15 protein-coding genes and 2 pseudogenes are annotated in these 16,329 nt (G+C 62.5%); 10 read left to right on the top strand and 7 right to left on the bottom strand.

What is annotated here, in order from left to right:
* The 8 genes and pseudogenes from HMPREF2674_RS03940 to HMPREF2674_RS03910 all read left to right on the top strand — a co-directional run.
* Positions 1-340 (top strand): annotated as a pseudogene (locus HMPREF2674_RS03940) (peptide ABC transporter ATPase); the annotation flags it as partial.
* 184 nt (positions 341-524) lie between these two features.
* Positions 525-794 (top strand): hypothetical protein, encoded by a 270-nt coding sequence (locus HMPREF2674_RS09545; RefSeq protein WP_239662804.1) that lies wholly within the window; start codon positions 525-527, stop codon positions 792-794.
* Complete coding sequence (locus HMPREF2674_RS09540) at positions 791-1,006, top strand: DUF6318 family protein (protein ID WP_246826173.1); 216 nt, start codon at positions 791-793, stop codon at positions 1,004-1,006. Before HMPREF2674_RS09545 ends, HMPREF2674_RS09540 begins: the two co-directional genes overlap by 4 nt.
* Positions 1,007-1,105: 99 nt before the next feature.
* Positions 1,106-2,118: pseudogene (locus HMPREF2674_RS03930) on the top strand (YeiH family protein).
* A 232-nt stretch (positions 2,119-2,350) separates the two neighbouring features.
* Positions 2,351-2,851 carry a Cys-tRNA(Pro) deacylase gene (gene ybaK / locus HMPREF2674_RS03925; protein WP_070824881.1) on the top strand — a complete coding sequence of 167 codons (501 nt, stop codon included), beginning with the start codon at positions 2,351-2,353 and terminating at the stop codon, positions 2,849-2,851.
* Between the two features lie 125 nt (positions 2,852-2,976).
* On the top strand, positions 2,977-3,411 hold the full coding sequence (gene msrB, locus HMPREF2674_RS03920; RefSeq protein ID WP_049347611.1) for a peptide-methionine (R)-S-oxide reductase MsrB: 435 nt from the start codon (positions 2,977-2,979) through the stop codon (positions 3,409-3,411).
* 152 nt (positions 3,412-3,563) lie between these two features.
* Positions 3,564-4,817 (top strand): HRDC domain-containing protein, encoded by a 1,254-nt coding sequence (locus HMPREF2674_RS03915; RefSeq protein WP_070681574.1) that lies wholly within the window; start codon positions 3,564-3,566, stop codon positions 4,815-4,817.
* Between the two features lie 24 nt (positions 4,818-4,841).
* A complete protein-coding gene (locus HMPREF2674_RS03910; RefSeq protein ID WP_084824425.1) occupies positions 4,842-5,375 on the top strand; it encodes a Rieske (2Fe-2S) protein in 534 nt (177 codons plus the stop codon).
* A 149-nt stretch (positions 5,376-5,524) separates the two neighbouring features.
* Here HMPREF2674_RS03910 and dxs read toward each other — a convergent pair whose 3' ends face one another.
* From dxs to HMPREF2674_RS03895, 3 genes are all read right to left on the bottom strand, one after another.
* Positions 5,525-7,597 (bottom strand): 1-deoxy-D-xylulose-5-phosphate synthase, encoded by a 2,073-nt coding sequence (gene dxs, locus HMPREF2674_RS03905; RefSeq protein WP_084824424.1) that lies wholly within the window; start codon positions 7,595-7,597, stop codon positions 5,525-5,527.
* 220 nt (positions 7,598-7,817) lie between these two features.
* Positions 7,818-9,437, bottom strand: coding sequence for a class I SAM-dependent RNA methyltransferase (locus tag HMPREF2674_RS03900; RefSeq protein WP_070824880.1), 1,620 nt, complete (start codon positions 9,435-9,437; stop codon positions 7,818-7,820).
* A 241-nt stretch (positions 9,438-9,678) separates the two neighbouring features.
* Positions 9,679-11,745, bottom strand: coding sequence for an APC family permease (locus HMPREF2674_RS03895; protein WP_246826170.1), 2,067 nt, complete (start codon positions 11,743-11,745; stop codon positions 9,679-9,681).
* A gap of 176 nt (positions 11,746-11,921) precedes the next feature.
* Between HMPREF2674_RS03895 and HMPREF2674_RS03890 the strand changes: the two genes are divergently transcribed.
* The gene (locus HMPREF2674_RS03890; protein WP_070824878.1) at positions 11,922-12,734 is read left to right on the top strand and encodes a potassium channel family protein; all 813 of its coding nucleotides are present in this window, start codon (positions 11,922-11,924) and stop codon (positions 12,732-12,734) included.
* The gene (locus tag HMPREF2674_RS03885) at positions 12,734-13,387 is read left to right on the top strand and encodes a potassium channel family protein (RefSeq protein WP_049343104.1); all 654 of its coding nucleotides are present in this window, start codon (positions 12,734-12,736) and stop codon (positions 13,385-13,387) included. The genes HMPREF2674_RS03890 and HMPREF2674_RS03885 overlap by 1 nt, the downstream gene beginning before the upstream one ends.
* Before the next feature lie 118 nt (positions 13,388-13,505).
* Here the strand turns inward: HMPREF2674_RS03885 and HMPREF2674_RS03880 are convergent, their stop codons facing one another.
* From HMPREF2674_RS03880 to dut, 4 genes are all read right to left on the bottom strand, one after another.
* Positions 13,506-14,384, bottom strand: a complete 879-nt coding sequence (locus HMPREF2674_RS03880) for a DUF3159 domain-containing protein (RefSeq protein WP_084824423.1) — start codon at positions 14,382-14,384, stop codon at positions 13,506-13,508.
* Between the two features lies 1 nt (position 14,385).
* Positions 14,386-14,916 carry an asparaginase gene (locus HMPREF2674_RS03875; protein ID WP_070824877.1) on the bottom strand — a complete coding sequence of 177 codons (531 nt, stop codon included), beginning with the start codon at positions 14,914-14,916 and terminating at the stop codon, positions 14,386-14,388.
* Positions 14,916-15,704 carry a DUF3710 domain-containing protein gene (locus HMPREF2674_RS03870; protein WP_070824876.1) on the bottom strand — a complete coding sequence of 263 codons (789 nt, stop codon included), beginning with the start codon at positions 15,702-15,704 and terminating at the stop codon, positions 14,916-14,918. The genes HMPREF2674_RS03875 and HMPREF2674_RS03870 overlap by 1 nt, the downstream gene beginning before the upstream one ends.
* 131 nt (positions 15,705-15,835) lie before the next feature.
* Positions 15,836-16,279, bottom strand: coding sequence for a dUTP diphosphatase (gene dut / locus HMPREF2674_RS03865; protein WP_049333593.1), 444 nt, complete (start codon positions 16,277-16,279; stop codon positions 15,836-15,838).
* Positions 16,280-16,329: the final 50 nt, after the last annotated feature.

The following is a 16,329-nucleotide window of genomic DNA, read 5'->3' as shown; positions in this document are numbered from 1 at the left end:
GCGTTCGGGTAATTTCCATGCCTACGCAACGGTGTCATACTCTGGTCGTTTCCGTGTGAACGGCGGCGATTGGCAGGCGTTGGATGTTGTGTTGACGAAAGATACCGTTGACCCGCTGCTGGTGCGTGTGTGGTGGGTTGATGTAGGACGCGTCGGCGGCTCCTGCGATGAAGACGATACTCGTTGGGGCTGCAAGAACGACCCCACCATGGGTAAAAAGGATAACCCGAACCCGCGTCTGCGCAAGGCCGATATCCGTACCGGTCAGCGTTGGCATCTAAACGACAGCGGTGACGGGGACACAGAGTATTCGTTGCACCGTGACTGGCCCGACATGTAAAGTCCGCCGCGGGTCTTACGTTGAGAAGCCACATGTTTGCCGAGAAGCCACTTCTTTGGTGGCTTTTCGAAACACATGTGGCTTCTCATCTATCGGGGTTCTTCCCTTCGGTTGGTTAGTCTTCCGGTTTCTAACCAGCCCCCCATCTCTTCACACACCACACCGATATGAGGAATACAATTCCATGACTTCCAACCTTTTTACCCGCCGCGCAATGCTGAGCGGCGGTACCCTTCTGGGTCTTGGTGCCCTGCTTGCGGCATGCGGCCATCAGGCAAATAACGAGGCGGCAGCCACCACCTCCGCAGCGCCGAGCGAAACCGCCTCGGCGTCTGCGGCAGCATCTAACGCTACTTCTGCTTCCGCTACTCCGAGCCCGGTCATTACCGCGGCTATTCCGGCGGATCAAAGGCACCCGACGGCGAGTACCGCAAAGCTGATGCATATGGTATAGCTCAAAACGTCCCTCTTCCGAAGGCTAAGCCGCAACAGTACCCTGAAACCTTTGCTGGTCTTCGTGAGATGATGACCGATTGGGTCAGAGCCCGTAACTACGGTATTCAGACCGGTGACATGCAGTATGTATGGCCCTATATGCTGGATACCTACGAGAAGGATATTAAGTTCCTCAAGGATATCGAAGGCCTTTATCAGCGCGGAGGCTGAGGTGGCGCGTTCCCCGGGCTGGGTCTGCATTCCTACTTTCTATTTTATTTTTCTAACAAATAAGATTATAATAAGGAGTGTTTATTTTCGGAGGTTTTTATGTCATTTCTATCAAAAAATTGGGCAGGATTGTCAGTCTGTCTGATCATTTCTATCATCTCTTGGGTTTTAGGAGGATTTCTGCCTGTTGTGGGAGCACCTGTTTTCGCCATTTTTATCGGAATGATTCTCCATCCCTTTCTCGCTTCCTATGCACAACTGGATGCCGGTTTGACTTATAGCTCTAAAAAACTGCTTCAGTATGCTGTTATTTTGCTTGGGTTTGGACTCAATATCTCACAAGTTTTCGCAGTTGGAAATCTTCCCTTCCTGTTATCCTTTCAACTATTTCAATTGCTTTGATTATAGCTTTCTTTTTCCAACGCTTTTTTAAGCTTGATACAAAGCTAGCTACCTTGATTGGAGTTGGATCTTCTATCTGTGGCGGTTCTGCCATTGCAGCGACTGCTCCTGTTATTCACGCCAAGGAAAAAGAAGTAGCCCAAGCCATTTCTGTTATCTTTTTCTTCAATGTCTTGGCAGCTCTTATCTTTCCAACTCTAGGTTCTTGGCTCCATCTTTCCAACGAAGGTTTTGCTCTCTTTGCGGGTACTGCGGTCAACGATACTTCCTCTGTGACAGCTACTGCTAGTGCCTGGGATAGTCTTTACAATGCAAACACTCTTGAGCCTGCAACTATTGTCAAGCTGACACGTACTCTAGCTATTATCCCTATCGTTCTCTTCCTCTCCTATTATTGGCAAAGCCGTCAACAAGGCGACAACCAAGGAGTGAAGCTTAAAAAAATCTTCCCCGTTTTCATTCTCTACTTTATCCTAGCTTCTCTGCTAACTACTCTTCTCACATCTTTCGGTGTCAGCACTAGCTTCTTTTCACCTCTCAAACAACTCTCCATATTCTTCATCATCATGGCTATGAGTGCTATTGGTCTCAAAACCAACCTCATTGCTATGATCAAATCCAGTGGAAAATCCATTCTTCTTGGAGCCCTTTGCTGGATTGCTATCATCCTGACTAGTCTTGGCATGCAATTACTCATCGGTATTTACTAAGAAAAAAGGGAGCCTAAAGGCTACCTCAGAACGTAGACAAATCAGATGGATTTTGGACTGTCGTTGGCTCGCTTTCTCAAGAGCAGCTGAAGGAAAAAGGGCTACTGAAATAACCCCATAACCATTGAGAAGCCACATGTTTGCCGAGAAGCCACTTCTTTCGTGGCTTTTCGAAACACATGTGGCTTCTCGGCGCGTAACGGCGCATGGTGACTTCCGTAAAATGGTGTCTATGGCTAAGAAAACTAAAGGTAAGAAGAGCGGCGCAGCAACCGCCGCCGTAGCACTGCTGACCGAGACGAACACCCCCTTCCAGATGCGCGAATACGAGCACACCGAGGGCGTCACCTCCTTCGGCGAAGAGGCTGCGAAGAACCTCGGCGCATCCGAGGAACAGGTCTTCAAGACCCTGCTCATCGTGCACGAAAAGGAATTCGCCGTCGCAATCGTCCCCGTCTCCGGCAAGCTCAACGTGAAGGCCGCCGCCGCAGCCCTCGGCTGGAAGAACGCCTCCATGTGCGACCCGAAGGTCGCCGAACGCCGCACCGGCTACGTGGTCGGCGGCATCTCCCCGCTGGGCCAGAAGACCCCCTCCCCTACCCTCCTGGACGAAAGCGCCCAGCTCTTCGATATCATCATGGTGTCCGGAGGCAAGCGTGGACTGGACGTCGAGCTCGCCCCCGACGACCTGCTGAAGCTCACCAACGGAAAGTACGCAGATATCCGCGCCTAACAGCCTCGTGCTGCCCCGCGACAGAACATATCGGAACAGGCAGCGCACCGCGGCGGTTGAGGAAATATACTCCTCCACCGCCGCGTTATGCATGTGTACAGATCAACGATTTAAAGGAGAATCCCATGGGTAACTCGTTGCCGGGTGTCGGCACCATCGCAAAGAATTGGCGTGAAGTCCTCCGCCCCGAAGAATATGCGGTGCTGCGCGAGGGCGGCACGGAGCGTCCCTTCACGGGCGAGTACTGGAACACACACACCGAAGGCATCTACTCCTGCCGGGCCTGCGGCACGGAGCTGTTCCGCTCGGACCAGAAGTTCGACTCGCACTGCGGCTGGCCGTCGTTCTTCGCTCCCCTGGCCGAGGACCGCGTGCGCTACCTGGAAGACACGACGTTCGGCATGCGCCGCGTCGAGGTGCGATGCGCCGCCTGCGACTCGCACCTGGGCCACGTATTCGAGGGTGAGGGCTACCCCACCCCCACCGACCTGCGCTACTGCATTAACTCGGTGTGCCTGACCCTCACTCCGGCCGAGAACGAAAAGGCCGAAGAGGAATAGCATCCAGAAGCGGCCCCGGGGCCACCCAAATTCCCCTAATTCGAGCCTCTCAGCCGGGACGGGTAGAATGGCCTAGTGCCTTTGGGGGCCGGTGTGGCGTGCCCGGGGCGATTTACATGTACAACACCTGAGCGTCAGAAGAGGATGGTTCCATGAGTAGCGCAGCTAAAGCGAACGGTTCGCTGACCCTTCAGGATATTGAGGTTCCCGAGGTTGTTCCGCTGAACACCCCTTCGACACCGATTCCCACGCTGATTAACACCGAGAGCGGTTTGCGCCGTGCGGCCGAGTCGCTGGCGGCGGCCTCCGGCCCGGTGGCCGTTGATACCGAGCGCGCGCAGGGTATCCGTTACGGTTCGCGCGCGTTCCTAGTGCAGCTTAAGCGCGAGGACAAGCTGTACCTGATCGATCCGGAAGCCTTCTCTGACCTGCGAATCATTAATGATGCGCTGGCCGACGCCGAATGGGTGATTCACGCGGCGATCCAGGACTTCCCGAGCCTCGACATGCTAGGCATGCGCCCCAAGCGTCTATTCGATACCGAGCTGGGTGCTCGCCTGGCGGGCCTGAAACGCGTGAATCTGGGCGCGACGGTTGAGGAGCTTCTGGGCTACAGGCTGGAGAAGAAGCATTCGAAGGAGGACTGGTCGCACCGTCCCCTGCCGGAGTCGTGGCTGAACTACGCGCTGCTGGACGTTGACGTGCTCATCGACCTGCGCGACGCCTTGGAGGAGCTACTCCGCAAGCAGGGCAAGCTGCAGTACGCTCAAGAGGAGTTTGCGTACCTGTGCGCATCACCGGTGAAGGACCCCACGGACCAGCCGGAGCGTTGGCGCAAGACGAAGGGCCGCACGGCCCTGCGGTCGGTCAAACAGCTGACGGCGCTGCGTAACCTGTGGGTTGAACGCGATTCGCTGGCCCGCAAGAAGGACATCGATTCGAAGCGGCTACTACCCGATTCCGCGTTGATTGAGGCGGCCCGCACCATGCCCCGCAACGTGCCGGCCGTGATGGCCATCCCCGGTTTTCAGACGCGCGGCCTGCGCCGTGAGGGTCCCCGCTGGGTGCGCGCAATCGCATCCGCAGCCCGCGGCGAGAACGCGGTGCCGTACACCCTGCCCTCGACCGCCCCTCCCCCGCTGAAGGCGTGGGAGTCGAAGCGCCCCGAGAATCTTGCGCTGTTTACCGAGGTTCGCCAGGTGATTGACGACCTCTCCGAGCGCCTAACGATTCCGGCGCAGAACCTGATTACGACCGATTACGTGCGTCGACTGTGCTGGGAGCCGCCGGCCCGTCACGACGAGCAGTCCCTGCGGGATGCGCTGGCCGCCTACGGCGCACGCCCCTGGCAGACCGGCCTGGTCGCCCCCGCGATCGCGCCGGTATTCGCGAAGCATTTGGGTTAGCTTTCGCTCAACGAAAGAGGATTTATGTCTACTTCTCAGAATTGTTCCTGCTGCCGGCAGGCGAGCGTTCAGGAGCAGTCCGCTTCGGTGAAGCCCGCGGCGACTGCCGAAACCGACCTTGCGTCGGATGCCGAGAGGGCCTCGTCCCGTCTGTTTTCGCGCCGTGCAACCCTGGTGACCGGGGCCCTGGCCTCCACCGCGGCGCTGGCTTCCTGCGCCGAGGGCGGCGGCACGACGGTGACCGCGCCCGACGGAACCGTGGATATGGCAGCCGCGTCTTCGGTGGGCGGGGGTAAGGCCGCTAAGCTGACCCGCGGCACCACGACCGTGATTGTGGCCCAGCCGTCCGAGGGTCAGTACAAGGCGTACAGCCCCGTGTGCACTCACCAGGGGTGCCAGTTGCAGGTGCAGGATTCGAACCGCATCGTGTGCCCCTGCCATGGTTCGGAGTTCGCGACCGCCGACGGTTCGGTGCTGCACGGCCCGGCGGAGACCCCGCTGAAGACCTACTCGGTGCAGGTGAAAGACGGCCGTATCTTTGTGGGAAACAACAGCTAGGGCCAGCCTCTGCCTCGTTTTAGTTTCGTGTGCCGTTGAAGTGCACTGTTGAATTACGCTCTTGAAGTGCACCGTTGAAAACGCAGAAAACCCAGCTACCCGGTCGGGGTAGCTGGGTTTTTCGCGTATCTAGCTTTTACGCGTTACGGCTACGCGGTGTGGCGGGGCTTCTGGCCCTCCTCACGGGCGAAGGGCACCTTGTCGCCGGCCAGCTGGGCACGCACATCCGCGGCGATTCGCTCGGGGGTCAGGCCAACCTCTTCCAGAATCTGCTCGCGCGATGCGTGCGGGATGAACTCGGCGGGCAGACCCAGCTCGCTCAGGGCCGTATCGACGCCGGCCTCGCGCATCTCCTGTCGGATGCGCGCACCCACACCGCCGGAACGCACGCCGTCCTCGATGGTCACCACGATGCGGTGGTCACGGGCCAGCTCCACGACGGAGGAGGGAACGGGAATGATCCAGCGCGGGTCAATCACGGTGGACTCAATGTCCTCTGAGGCCAGAATCTCGGAAACCTCCAGGGCCACGCGGGCCATGGCGCCCACGGCCACGAAGAGCACGTCGCGCTGGCCGGTCTCGGGATGCGGTTCGCCGGTGCGGGCCAGAACGTCTACGCCGTCGGCGCGGCGCTCAATAGCGGGGATATCCTCGCCCACGGAGCCCTTGGGGTAGCGAATCACGGTGGGTGCGTCGTTGATGGCTACGGCTTCGCGCAGCTCCTCGCGCAGGGTTGCGGCGTCACGCGGGGCGGCCAGGTGCAGCCCGGGGATGAACTGCAGCATCGCCAAGTCCCACATGCCGTGGTGGCTTGCGCCGTCGGGGCCGGTGATGCCGGAGCGGTCCAGGACCACGGTCACGCCGGCCTTGTGCAGTGCCACATCCATGAGCAGCTGGTCGAAACCGCGGTTCAGGAAGGTTGCGTAGAGCGCGACGACCGGATGCATGCCGCCGTAGGCGAGGCCCGCGCTCATGGCGATGGCGTGCTGCTCGGCGATGCCCACGTCAATCACGCGGTCGGGGTGGCGCTTCTGGAACTCGCGCAGACCCACGGGAATGAGCATAGCGCCGGTGATGCCGACGACGTTCTCCTGCTCATCCGCAATATCTGCAATCTCACGGCCAAAGACGCTGGTCCAGGACTCGGCGGTGCTCTTGGAGACGGCATTACCTGTCAGCGGGTCAATCGGGCCGACCGCGTGGAACTGGTCGTCCTTGTTCGCGCGGGCGGGCGCGTAACCGTGGCCCTTCTCGGTGATGGCGTGCACGATGACCGGGCCCGCGTAGTTCTTCGCGGCGGTCAGGGCGTTCTCCACAGCCTGCTGATCGTGGCCGTCGATGGGGCCAACGTACTTCATGCCGAGTTCCTCGAAGATACCCTTGGGCACCACCACATCCTTGATGCCGGCCTTCATGCCGTGCAGGCCTCGGTAAATCATCTGGCCCAGGGCGCCACCCCGCTGCAGACCCACGCGCACCGCGTCGAGGGCACGGTCGTAGCGGTGGTCCAGGCGAACTCGGTCCACCTGCTGCTGCACGCCGTGCTTGAGCTCGGAAAGCTGGTTAGCGAAACCGCCGATGGTGGGCGCGTAGGAGCGGCCGTTATCGTTCACGATGATTACGACCTTGCGGCTACGGTCGGCGGCGATGTTGTTCACGGCCTCCCAGGCCATGCCGCCGGTGAGCGCGCCGTCGCCGATGAGCACGACGGTGTAGCGGTCGTCCTCACCGTTAATACGGTTGGCGCGCGAAATGCCGTCGGCCCAGGAGATAGAGCTGGAGGCGTGCGAGGAGGCGATAATATCGTGCTTGGACTCGTTGCGGTCGGGGTAGCCCGAGAGGCCGCCCTTCTGGCGCAGAGTCTTAAACGCATGACGGCCGGTCACGAGCTTGTGCACGTAGGACTGGTGGCCGGTGTCAAAGAGGATGTTGTCCTTGGGGGAATCGAAAATGCGGTGGATGCCGAGGGTCAGCTCCACAACGCCCAGGTTCGGGCCCAGGTGGCCGCCGGTTGCCGAAACGTTCGTCACGATGAACTGGCGGATCTCGTTGGAGAGCTCCTCCAGCTGCTCGTAGCTCAGGTTGCGCAGGTCGGAGGGGTCCTTGATGCCGGGCAGCAGGCGGGCCGTGTGGCCATCGCCAAGGCTGTAATCTACGGTGGGTGCTCCGGGGGTGGCGGCCTTCGGGTTGTTCTCCTGCGGCGACGCATTTTCAGCAGACATACACCCACACTCCTCAAGGGTTCAGGGCACGGCTCATTCCGTGCGTTGGTTCTCCAATGATTTTACCTTTTAAGGGACCAAAAATCAGATTCGCGTCACCGTCAGGTGAGACGAGCTCTCCCCTTTTCCGACGGCGCCCCGGGCAGGTCTGCCGCCAATCGAACGCCGGCCCGCGCCCCGCCCTCCTCTGTCGAAGGACGAGCCTCGGCTAACCCGCCGCCTACTTGCGGCGACGACGCGGGCGAGGCTTCGCCGGCGCACGCTCGAAGAGCGCCACGCTCTCAACGTGGTGCGTGTTCGGGTACATGTCGAAGGCCCGCAGCTGCACCATATCCCAACCGAGTTCACGCAGAATACCGGTGTCGCGCCCCAGGGCCGCCGGGTCGCAGGCCACGTACAGGATGCGACCGGGATCCAGAGCGTCCAGGCGCTCCAGGGTGGTGCGGTTGGCACCCTCACGCGAGGGGTCCAGAACCACGGCGTCAATCGGCGGAATCTGCTCGAAGTCGCGGGCGGTCTTCAGGTCGACCAGGTGGCGCGCCACGTCACCGCGAATCACCTCGATGCGGGTCTGCGCCGAGTTATCGGTGCGGGAGCATCCGTCGGGCGCAAAGTTGGAACGGGCGTCCTTGTGGGTCACGGGAGAACCCTCGATGCTGATGACCGTTCCGGTGGGGCCCACCGCATCGGCCAGGGCCGCGGTGAACAGTCCCGCTCCGGCGTACAGGTCGAGGGCGCACTCGCCCTCCTGCGGGCGCAGCATGGTCAGCATCGCCGCAATCATGGTCGAAGGAGCCGAACGGTGAATCTGCCAGAATCCGCCGGCCGAGACCTGGTAGCTGAAGCGGCGGGGGCCGAAGGTCACTTCCTCGGTCACCGAACGTAGGCCGGCACCGAGCAGGCGGTCGCTTTCCTCCACGCGGCGGTAGGGTGCGTGGGAGGCGCCGGGGCGGCGGCGCCTGGGCTTGCCGTTCGAGGTCGACTCCGGGGTGAAGTAGAGGGACACCTTACGCTTGGCGAGCAGTCCCCAGGCCTCGGTGGCCTGCTCCTCCACCGCGCGCGCAATCTCGTCAATCGAGAAGCGCGGGTCCACGATGAATTGCAGTAGCACGCGGCCGCGGGAGGAGACGGTCGCCTCCACCTCGCGCACACCGCGCAGGTTCAGCTGCTCCAGGTGCAGGTCGCGCAACTCCCTGGCCGCAAGCGGAAAATCAACGACCGGGACCGGCGAGGAGGCGTGGTACGGGTGCATGGCGACGCGCCAGGTCACGACGGGTCGGCCCTCTGCGTTTTCCTCACGCACGCGGGCCACGGCGTAGCGCACGCGGGTTCGCCACGACAGCCCCTCGGAGTTATCGCGCAGGGGCAGCTCCTCGACGGTCAGGTTCGTCAGCAGCGGAGAGGTCAGCGGCAGGCCGCCCAGACGGTGAATCTGGGTGCGCACAATATCGGTCTTGTAGCGGCGCTGCTCATCCAGCGCGAGGTGACCGTACTCCATGCCGCCCAGCAGCTCTGGCACACCGGTTGCGGCGGCGCGCTCCTCGGCGCTGGCGAGCGCATCGGCCTGAATCCAGGGGTGGGGGCGGCGGGCGAGGGAGGGTACGGGAACGTCGATGACGTCCGCGAAGTAGTAGCGGCGCTTGGGGCCGATGGAGGTGATGCGCACGCGAGCCTGCTCGCCGACAACGCCGTGGCGAACGAAGATGACGCCCTCTGCGGTGCGGGCGACGAAGGAGCCTCCGTGGGCGGGTGCTTCACAGGTGACGGTGAGGACTTGGCCGACGCTGTAACCACCTGCTTCTGTGGAGGCGGCAGCGGGGTCAGTGGTGTGTTGAGTCACGACATTGTCTCCTAATCATCACTTAATGTGAACCATTTTACACCGAAATATTCGGGGTCTCGGGTTTCGACGCTCCCCGGGGGTGAAGTGCGGTGAAGCCCTCACCGTGCCGGTCCGGGGCGTTTGCAGCAGGTGCTTGTAGCAAGGCAATAGGGCGAGCCTTTCAGCGCGGTCCCTTCGTGTTTCAGTGCGACTCTTCGGGGCCGCCGTTTTCTCGGGAAGCTGCGCTCCCCCGCGTAGCTTAGGATGCAGAGTCCTCGTGCAATCGGCCGCGGTAGACCGCGTGACGGTTGCTCTGGGTGAGCTCTCGGCCGCCGCCGGCGGGGCGGGTGACGTTCGGTGCCAGGGCGGGGTTCTCCCCCGGGGTGGTCGCCTCCTCGACGACCTCTTCGGTCTGCAGGCGCTGGTCGAAGATTTCGTCGTACACTTCGTCCTCGTGCATGGCCCACGGCACGGTCGCGGTCATCACGCCAGACTCATGAAGCAGCGCCTTCTTGAGGCGGCGCACGGTGCGGCGGTGCAGAATACGCTGCCACCAGTGATCCACCACGAATTCGGGCAGGTACACGACCAGGATGTCGCGCGGCGACTTCTTGCGGCGGCGGCGAATGTACGAGACCACTGCCTGCACGGTATCGCGGTAGGGCGAGTCGATGACCGACAGCGGCACTGGGATGTCGAGGGCGTACCAGCGGTTCTTCACGATCTCGAGAGCCGCGCGGTCGTTGTTGACGGTGAGCGCCTCAATCGTCGAGGGACGCGAGGCACGCGCGTACGAGAGGGCACGCACCGCGGGCCTGCGCACGCGTTCCACGTACACGATGGCGTGCACGCGTGAGGGCAGGGCCGCCACATCCGCCACGGACTCGGCGTTCAGCGGCATATCCATGGCTTCGTCGACCGTGGCGTAACGACGGTGAGTGAGCATCATACCTCCAACCATGAGGGCAATCATTCCGAGGGACAGCCAGGCGCCGGCACCGAGCTTCGTGACGATCACCACAACGAGTACGGCGGCGGTGACGGTCACGCCCAGGGCGGACACCGCGATATCGCGCAGGAGGGCGCGGCGGGGCATCTGGGCCAGGGTAACCCGCAGCAGGCGCATGCGGTAACGCACCACGGCCAGCTGCACCATGACCATGGAGATACACATACCCACGATGTACAGCTGAATCAGGGAGTAGACATCCGAGCCGAAGAGCACGGTGAGTATCGTCGAGAAGCCCGCGAGGGTCAGCACGCCGTTGGTGTACAGGCCGCGGGAATCCACGCTGCGGAAGAAGACGGGCAGGTACTGGTAGTCCGCCAGGGAGGAGGCGATCATGGGGAAGCCGGTGAACGCGGTAATCGAAGCGATAATCAGCACGCCCACGGTCGCAAACACCAGCAGCTGCGCGTAAATCGGGGTGTCGCGGTACACCGCGAGAGCCACCTGGTAGAGGGCGGGCTTCTGGTGGAAGTACTCCCCCGGCGCGCGCCCGTCGATGAAGAGGAATTGGGTCGTGTCATGCACCATGTGCACGTGCGTGAGGTAGGCCAGGCTCAACAGGCCCACCAGCAGAACGGAGGTGATGATGCCCATCATCATCATGGTCAGGGCCGCGTTGTACTTCTTGGGCGGGCGGAAGTAGCGGACCGAATTGGAAATCGTCGACACGCCGGAGAAAGCAACCGCGCCTCCCGAGAAGGAGCGTGCCAGCAGCAGCATGAGCGCCACGCCTTCGGTGGCGTTGCTGCCTAGCTCCGGCACGATGGCGTAGCCGGCGGATTCGGCCACGGGCAGGGCGCCCACGGAGGCACGCACCCAACCAATAATCAGGGTGATTCCCAGTAGCGCCAGGAAGATGTACAGCGGCCAGTGAGCAATCTTGCCCATGAGCTGCAGACCACGCAGGGCCGTGAGCGTCAGAGCCAGGATGAGCAGCACCGCAATCGTCGTGCGCCAATCCTGAATCTCGGGGTACAGGGCCACGAGGAATGTGGCCGCCGAAGACATGGACACCGAAACCGTCAGCATGTAGTCCATGAGCGAGGAGGCACCCATCATGACCGAGGGTAGCGCGCCCAGCTTCTTGTGCACCAGCTGAATATCGCCCTCGGCGGCAATCTGGCTGATGTTGTAGCGGTAGGTGCCGATGACCACCAGCCCCACCAGGGCGACCGCCAGGCCAACCCACGGGGAGAACGCGAGCGCCGAAGCACCCGCCGCGGCCAGGGTCAGGATCGTCTGGTCGGCAGCATAGGCCACCGAGGAGATGCCGTCGGCACCAAAAAGGGGCAGGGCGTACCGCTTCGGCAGGGTCACTGCCGAAAGGTTCCGCGTGCTGACCGGTCGACCGATCAGGGCGATGCGCATCCTGTCCCAACGATTTCTCACCTATTAAGGCTATCTTCCCGGGCCCCAAAGCTCAATTCAATGAGCGGTTCAATTACACTGGAAGGGTATGCGTTAAAGCGCGTCATCAACACATGGAGAGAAGCATGCCTCACTTTGTCATCATGGGCGCCGGGCGCGTGGGCGTCATGCTGGCCCGCACGCTGGAGGCTTCCGGGCACACGGTTGCCGTCATCGATCAGGATGAGCGCGCCTTCCAGCCGTTGCGCAAGGGTTTCGAGGGTCAGCTGGTGACCGGTGTGGGTTTCGATCAGGAGACCCTCAAGCGCGCCGGAATTACCGAGGCCTACGCCTTTGCCGCCGTCTCGTCGGGTGATAACTCGAACATCATTGCCGCGCGTGTGGCTCGCGAGCTGTTCAAGGTGAAGAACGTGGTGGCTCGCGTGTACGATCCCAACCGCGCCGAATTCTTCCAGCGCATGGGCATCCCCACGGTGGCCTCGGTGCGTTGGTCTACCGATCAGGTGTTGCGCCGTCTGCTGCCCGAGCAGGCGCTGAAGGGTGATTTCCGTGAGCCTTCGGGCCGCCTCATGCTCACCGAGATTCCGCTGGATGACGGCTGGGCCGGCCACGCGCTCGTCGACATTGAGCGTGCCGCCGGGGTGCGCATCGCCTACATCACCCGCTTTGGTGAGGGTATGCTCCCCCGCCCCGATAGCGCCTACCAGCAGGGTGATAGCGTGCACGTGATGATGCGTACCGACGACGTCGCCGATGTGACGCGTATTCTTTCGCGCCCGCCGCGCACCGAGGACGACGAGGTGGAGTACCGCACCGACGCGAATATGGACTGGTTGCGTTCCGCCACGAGTAAGGCCACCAGTGGATCCGGGACCCCCTCCCTGCCCGATCCCCGCCAGCTCTTTGGCCGCCAGCGCCCGAATCCGAAGGAGAAGTAATGAAGGTACTCATCGTCGGTGCCGGTTCCGTGGGTGCATCGATTGCCAAGGAGCTCATGATGAACGGCCACGACGTGACCATCATCGATTCCAAGCCCGAAGTCAAGAAGCGCGCCGATTTGCCCGGCGTGCGCTGGCATATAGGTGACGCCTGCGAGCTGTCCGTGCTGCGCCAGGTGCACCCGAACAAGGCGGACGTGGTCGTTGCCGCAACCGGTGACGACAAGGCAAACCTGATGATCTCCCTGCTGGTGCGCAGCGAGTTCGGCGTGCCGCGCACCGTGGCCCGCGTGAATAACCCCCGCAACGAGTGGCTCTTCGACGACTCCTGGGGCGTGGATGTGGCCGTGTCCACCCCGCGCCTGATGACCGCGCTGGTTGAGGAGGCCGTGGAGGTGGGCGACGTCGTGCGTCTGCTGACCCTGCAGGCCGGTGGCGCGACCCTGGCTGAGTACACTGTGCCGGAGGATCACCCCATCATCGGTTACCGTGTCGACCACGTGCAGTGGCCGGCCGATACGGTACTCACCGCGATTCTGCGCGATGGCGCCCCGATTCCGCCGAGCCCCGACGTCGTGCTCGAGGGCGGCGACGAGCTGTTCTTCATCACGACGATTGCCGGTGAGGATCAGATTCGCGCTCTCTTCGCGTAGACTTACGCGGCGTGGTTATTCCCTAAATTTGAGGATGCGAAAGCCCCGATCCCCTTACGGACCGGGGCTTTCGCCTTATCTTCTATGAAGCCTTCTCTACGAAGGTGCGGGGTGTGTTTTAGCGGTTTTCAGAGCCCTCAGCGCTGTCAGCGCTATTAGCGGTCTCAGGTTCTTCAGCTTCTTCGGCATCGCGAGCCTCGGCGTCCCCACCCGAGCTCGCCTCTCCGGGGGCCGAAACGCGCCAGGCCAGCCACACGCCCAAAGCGTACAGCGGCAGGCCCATAATCAGGCGGGTGGCGCCCAGCGCCTCCACCGCGTTGGCAAAGTACAGGGGCATCTGCACCGCCAGGCGCAGAAGCATCAGGATCGTAATAATCCAGGTGGCCAGCATGTACTGGCGCACCCGCACCGGGTTCTTCCGCCAGGTCAGGCCCTCGCCGCGAATCACGCCGAAAATCAGGCCCGTAATCGGCCAACGCACCGCCATGGACACCAGGTACCCCAGCGAATACAGGCCGTTCGTCCAGAAACCAACCACAAAGTAGTCGCTCGCGTTACCCGTGCGGTAGGCCGCGAAAGCACAAATCGCCACGCCCACCAGACCGGTCAGGGCGCTCACCAGCTTGGACCCCTGCACCAGGCGAATCAGGGTGAAGGCGGCGGCCGCGACCAGCGCGGCAATCAGCGAAAGGTTCAGTTCCTTCGTCACGGTAAACAACACCAGGAACGCCACCGCGGGCAGAGATGATTCCACCAGGCCGCGCCAACCGCCGATGGCGTGCAGAACATCCACGTCACCGTTGGCGGTGCGGCGCATGTTCGCGCTCATGGAGGCGCTCACCGCCTGCGCGAACTGGTGCGGCGACTCGGACGATTTGGAGGATTCGGAGGCCTCGTCCCACTCGCTCGCCCGGCTCTGCTGTGCGGCGGATGCGGGCACGGTTTCGCGCGCGGTCTTCTCGGCCTCCCGGTCGGGGTTGGTCGGCTCGGAGCTCATGTTATCCCTTCTCCACAAAGAATTGCGGCACAATCTCGTAGCGCGGATTGTAAATAATCGGCTGGTTCGCTCGAATCGACACCACGCCCGAACAGCGCAGGAGCGCACCGGCGAGGACGCCCGGCACCATCTGCTGGCCCTGCCACTTGAGTATCACCCGATCGCCGTAGTTGAACGGCGGGTAGGAGGGAAAAGCCACATCCACGGTTTCCAGCTGCGAGGTGACCGTGGCCAGCGAGGCCGTGTTCAGATGGTGCTGCTTCTCGGGGTCCTCGGATTCCTCCTCAAAATCCTCACCGGGCGGCTCCACAATCGGCATACCAATCAGCGCCAGCGGACTCGACCACTGCAGGGGCTTCGACTTGGCGACCAGCAGCTCGGCGCGGTACATCGGCTTGCTGTGGGCCGTCGGCAGCCACACCTGCTCCACGCGACCGGCGAGGCGCACGCGAAAGCGCTCGGGGTAGCCGGGAGCAATCAGGGGCTCCTCGGGAACCACGAGCGCGCTCGGATGATGCGAAAAGCTCGGCATTAGCCGATCTCGGTGATCTCGGGGCCGCGGCGAGGCATCGGGCGGAGCTCCTGGTGATTATCCTTCGGCTCCTCGTCCTCAGTTTCGTCCTCGGCGATAGCCAGGTCTGCGGGCAGGGTCATGGGCAGCAGCTCGCGGGGCGGGCGCGGGTCGTCACCGCGGTCCACCACCACATCGCGGAAAACCTCCTCCACGGAGGCTGCGGCAGCCTCGTCGCCCAGCACAGCGGCACCGGAGATGACGCCGCGCAGGAACCAGCGGGGGCCGTCCACGCCCACGAAGCGGGCGATGCGCTCGCCGCGCTTGCCATCCGGGGTGACGGCGGGCAGGCGGGTCAGCATCTCGGCACCGAACACGCCGGCGTACACCTCAACCGTGCCGCCCTGGGAGGCGACGGACTCGGTCAGGTCGTGGCGGATGTCGTCCCAAATGCCGGTGGTACGCGGCGCTGCGAAGGCCTGCACCTGCAGGGTTGCACCTTCGCGGGTGATGGTTGCGGCAATCACCGCACCGGTCGAGTCATCGGTCTCGAGTCGCAGGTTCATGCCCTCGTGCATCTTGATGCGCAGGGCGCCCAGGTCGACGTAGTCCTCGAGATCCTCTTCGCTGACCTCCTCGATGTCGTGGGGGCCGTTCACGCGATCGTACTTGATCACTTCGGCGGAGTTCTCCTCCTCCTTCAGCTCCTCGACCTCGACGCTGGTCTCTTCGATTTCCTCGTTGACAGCCTTGTCGATGGCGGCCTTCTCGGCCTCCTCGGCTTTCTTCTTCTTACCAAATCCGAACATGGTGTTCCACCTTTCGCCGCACCCCGGGTGCGGGTTGTGTTCCCTCCACCCGGGGAATCCGTCAGAATCCGTTGAGGGGAGGTACGTTTCTACGCGCGAGCCGCAGCGCGGCGGACCCGTGCGAGCCCGTCCTAGTGAACTCCGCTGGAGCCGAAGCCGCTGGAGCCACGCTCCGTCTCGTCCAGTTCCTCCACGATGGTGAAGGTCGCGTGCTCGTACTTCTGAATCACCAGCTGAGCGATGCGATCGCCGCGGCTCACGTGGAAAGCCTTCGTCTTATCGGTGTTGAGCAGGGTGACCATCAGCTCACCGCGGTAGCCGGAGTCAACGGTTCCGGGCGCATTAACAATGGTAATACCGTGCTTGGTGGCCAGACCCGAGCGCGGATGCACCAGACCCACGTAACCCTCGGGCAGGGCGATGGCCACGCCGGTGGGCACGAGCGCACGCTCGCCCGGCTCCAGCTCGAATTCGATGCGCGAGCGCAGATCGGCGCCGGCGTCACCGGGCTTGGCGTAGGAGGGGGCGGGCAGCTCGGGATCGAGCAGCTTAATGTGAACGTTGATGGGGTTCATCGGGGTCGGTCCTTTCGGGATGTGTGTGCCAGGCTCCGCGCGGCGGGTGC

It is taken from the genome of Rothia sp. HMSC062F03, assembly GCF_001836905.1.
Lineage (GTDB): Bacteria > Actinomycetota > Actinomycetes > Actinomycetales > Micrococcaceae > Rothia > Rothia mucilaginosa_A.
The sequence above is the reverse complement of the archived record's forward strand: the minus strand, read 5'-3'. Positions and strand labels throughout refer to the sequence as shown.

Excerpts from the sequence above, each read along its gene's own strand:
- msrB (WP_049347611.1), top strand. The coding sequence starts at position 2,977 with ATGGGTAACTCGTTGCCGGGTGTCGGCACCATCGCAAAGAATTGGCGT.
- HMPREF2674_RS03890 (WP_070824878.1), top strand. The coding sequence starts at position 11,922 with ATGCCTCACTTTGTCATCATGGGCGCCGGGCGCGTGGGCGTCATGCTG.
- HMPREF2674_RS03885 (WP_049343104.1), top strand. The coding sequence starts at position 12,734 with ATGAAGGTACTCATCGTCGGTGCCGGTTCCGTGGGTGCATCGATTGCC.
- HMPREF2674_RS03880 (WP_084824423.1), bottom strand. The coding sequence starts at position 14,384 with ATGAGCTCCGAGCCGACCAACCCCGACCGGGAGGCCGAGAAGACCGCG.
- ybaK (WP_070824881.1), top strand. The coding sequence starts at position 2,351 with ATGGCTAAGAAAACTAAAGGTAAGAAGAGCGGCGCAGCAACCGCCGCC.
- HMPREF2674_RS03870 (WP_070824876.1), bottom strand. The coding sequence starts at position 15,704 with ATGTTCGGATTTGGTAAGAAGAAGAAAGCCGAGGAGGCCGAGAAGGCC.
- HMPREF2674_RS03915 (WP_070681574.1), top strand. The coding sequence starts at position 3,564 with ATGAGTAGCGCAGCTAAAGCGAACGGTTCGCTGACCCTTCAGGATATT.
- dut (WP_049333593.1), bottom strand. The coding sequence starts at position 16,279 with ATGAACCCCATCAACGTTCACATTAAGCTGCTCGATCCCGAGCTGCCC.
- HMPREF2674_RS03875 (WP_070824877.1), bottom strand. The coding sequence starts at position 14,916 with ATGCCGAGCTTTTCGCATCATCCGAGCGCGCTCGTGGTTCCCGAGGAG.
- dxs (WP_084824424.1), bottom strand. The coding sequence starts at position 7,597 with ATGTCTGCTGAAAATGCGTCGCCGCAGGAGAACAACCCGAAGGCCGCC.
- HMPREF2674_RS09545 (WP_239662804.1), top strand. The coding sequence starts at position 525 with ATGACTTCCAACCTTTTTACCCGCCGCGCAATGCTGAGCGGCGGTACC.
- HMPREF2674_RS03910 (WP_084824425.1), top strand. The coding sequence starts at position 4,842 with ATGTCTACTTCTCAGAATTGTTCCTGCTGCCGGCAGGCGAGCGTTCAG.